Raw genomic sequence first — 2,933 nt, forward strand, 5'->3', positions numbered from 1 at the left:
CCTCAACTCTTCCGCCGTCCCCACCGGTCCACCGGTCCACGGGCCGGGGACGCCCGCCCGTCCCCGTCGGCCTCCGGTCCCCCGCTGTCCACTTCCGGCCGGGCCGTCACCGGACGCCGATCACGCCTCGTGCCGCCTCCCGCCCGCGTGCCACCGTGTGGTCCACGGACCTCCGGCGGGCACGCCGGGGTCCTCAGCGCCCGGCGCACTCCGGCCGGCGATCACTCCGTCGCACCGCGTCCCTCCCCGGGACGCGGGGTTCGACGAGGACCTCGCATGGGAGACACCGATGGCACACCTGATCGGCCTCGACGAGGCCGAGGCAATGGACGTCGAGACCGTCCACGACCTGTACCGCACGTACATCAACAAGAGCCAGGTCCGGCTGATGACCTCCTTCGGTTTCGGCCGGGAGCTGGTGGACCGCGCCGAGGGCGCCTACATCCACACCCGGGACGGCCGACGGATCCTGGACTTCACCGGCGGCGTGGGCGTGCTGAACCACGGGCACAACCACCCGCGCGTCCTGGCGGCCCGCCAACGCTTCCAGGAGCGGCGGCGGATGGAGGTCCACAAGACCTACTTCTCGCCCTACCTGGCGGCGCTGGGCCACAACCTCGCGCAGGTGCTGCCCGGTGACCTCAACCGGTCGTTCCTGCCCAACTCCGGTGCCGAGGCGGTCGAGGGGGCGGTGAAGCTGGCGTACAAGTACCACGGCGGCAGCCGCCGGCAGGTGCTGCGCTCCGACATCGCCTTCCACGGCAAGCTGCTGGGCTCGGGGGGTCTGACCGGCAGCGCGCAGAACCACTTCGACTTCCCCACCATCCCGGGCATCCGCACCTTCCGGTACGACGACCTGGACTCGGTGCGCGAGGTGTTGGCCGAGGCGCGGGACGCGCGGGGGCGCAGCGACGTCTACGCGCTGCTGATCGAACCGTTCAGCGCCTCCACCATGCGGTGGTGCTCGGAGGAGTTCCTGCGCGGGGTGCGCGAGTTGTGCGCCGCCGAGGACATCGTGCTGATCTTCGACGAGATCTACACCGGCTGGGGCAAGACCGGGAGCATGTTCCACTTCACCCGCTACGAGGGGCTGATCCCCGACGTGGTCACCACCTCGAAGTCCTTCGGGGGCGGCAAGTCCTCGATCTCGGCGTTCGTGGCCCGTGACGCGCTCTTCCGCAAGGCGTACGACAACATGACGGACGCCATGATGCAGAGCACCAGCACCACCTACTACGGCTTCGGGGAGGAGACCGCCACCGCGATCGAGGCGATCGCCGTCGCGGTCGAGGAGGACTTCCCCGCCCGGGCCAGGGCCATCGAGGAGGTGCTGACGCCGGGCCTGGAGCGCATCCGCAAGACCTACCCGGACATCGTGGCCGATGTGGCGGGCGCGGGCGCCCTGCACGGGGTCTTCCTGTCCGGCGGGCCGAGGATGCTGGATCTGGTCGGAAAGCTGCCGGTCGGCGGCCCCGCCAAGGACCCGCTGCTGCGCACGAAGATCATCACCGCGGCGGTGATCGACACCCTCTACCGCAAGCACGACATCTACGCCTACTACACCCTCAACGGCCGCAGTCCCCTGGTGGTCAGCCCGCCGCTGGTGGCCGGTCGCGAGGAGTGCGAACGGTTCCTCGACGCCCTGGAGGCCACCCTCGCCGAGGGCATGGGCCGGCTGGTGGGGCGCTTCATGCGGGAGCGGGTGAGCTCGCTGTGGTGACCCGACCCGTTCCCGGAACCCCCGCCGGGGCCCCCGCCGGGGCCGGCTCCGGGCGACCGACGCCCTCACCCTCTTCGACGCAGTCCCCGACGCGGTCCCCCGCGCGGTCCCCGCTGTCGGGCGAGCTGCCCGCCCGGGTGACGGTGACCGGCGCGGCCGGTGTGCTCGGCTCCCACCTGGTCGAACGGTTGCTGAAGGAGGGTCGTGAGGTCCGCGCCTTCGACCTGCGGCCGGTGCCGGGGGCCGCCGGGCTGACGTCCCTGAGCGGCGACATCCGCGATCCGCGCGCGGTCGCCGAGGCCCTGCGCGACACCGACGCCCTCGTCCACTGCGCCTCCGCCCTGCCCAGCTACCCCGCCCCGGAGATCCGGTCGATCGTCGTCGAGGGCACCACCACGGTGCTGGAGGCGGCACGGGCCGCCGGTGTCCCACGGGTGGTGCACATCTCCTCGACCGCCGTCTACGGCCTGCCGAAGCACGTCCCGACCCCGGAGGACCATCCGCGCGAGCCGGTGGACACCTACAGCTCCGCGAAGGCGGAGGCCGAGGTCGTCGCCGAGCGGTACCGCGCCGGGGGGATGTGTCTGCCGATCCTGCGACCCAAGACCTTCCTCGGGCCGGGTCGGATGGGCCTGTTCGACATGCTCTTCGAGTGGGCGGAGGAGGGACGCAACTTCCCCGTGCTGGGCCGGGGCGACGTGCGCACCCAGATGCTCGCCCTGCGGGACCTGGTGGAGGCGGTGGTGACCGTGCTGCGCGCCCCGGACGCGGTCGCCGACGACACCTACAACATCGGCGCCGCCCGCTTCGGGACGCTCCGCGAGGACTTCCAGGCGGTGCTGGACGCCGCCGGCCACGGCAAGCGGGTGGTGTCCGTGCCGGGCCGTCCGGCGGTGGCGCTGCTGCGAGGGCTGGAGCGCACCGGCCTCTCCCCGGTGTACGGGCGGCTGCTGTACAAGCTGCTGGACGACTCCTACGTGAGCGTGGACAAGGCGCGCGAACGGCTCGGTTTCGAACCGCTGATGAGCAACCGCGAGGCCATCCTGGAGACCCACGAGTGGTGGCGCGAGCGACGCGCCGCGGCGTCCGCCGCGTCCCCGGCCGCGGGTGGGACCGCGAACGGCCGGGCCAGCACGGACCCCTGGAAACAGGGCGTGCTGCGCATGGCGAAGGTCTTCTTCTGAGTCCCGGGGCCTCCCGCGCCCGTCCCGCC

At 72.3% G+C, this 2,933-nt stretch carries 2 protein-coding genes; both read left to right on the forward strand.

Annotated features, from left to right (window positions below):
- Positions 1 to 289 precede the first annotated feature (289 nt).
- Positions 290 to 1,720 carry an aspartate aminotransferase family protein gene (locus FOE67_RS21470; RefSeq protein ID WP_143624525.1) on the forward strand — a complete coding sequence of 477 codons (1,431 nt, stop codon included), beginning with the start codon at positions 290 to 292 and terminating at the stop codon, positions 1,718 to 1,720.
- A 137-nt stretch (positions 1,721 to 1,857) separates the two neighbouring features.
- Positions 1,858 to 2,904: an NAD-dependent epimerase/dehydratase family protein gene (locus tag FOE67_RS21475; RefSeq protein WP_323385241.1), complete on the forward strand. Its 1,047-nt coding sequence runs from the start codon at positions 1,858 to 1,860 to the stop codon at positions 2,902 to 2,904.
- The last annotated feature ends 29 nt before the right edge of the window (positions 2,905 to 2,933 follow it).

The organism is Streptomyces calidiresistens, from assembly GCF_014141525.1.
Lineage (GTDB): Bacteria > Actinomycetota > Actinomycetes > Streptomycetales > Streptomycetaceae > Streptomyces > Streptomyces calidiresistens.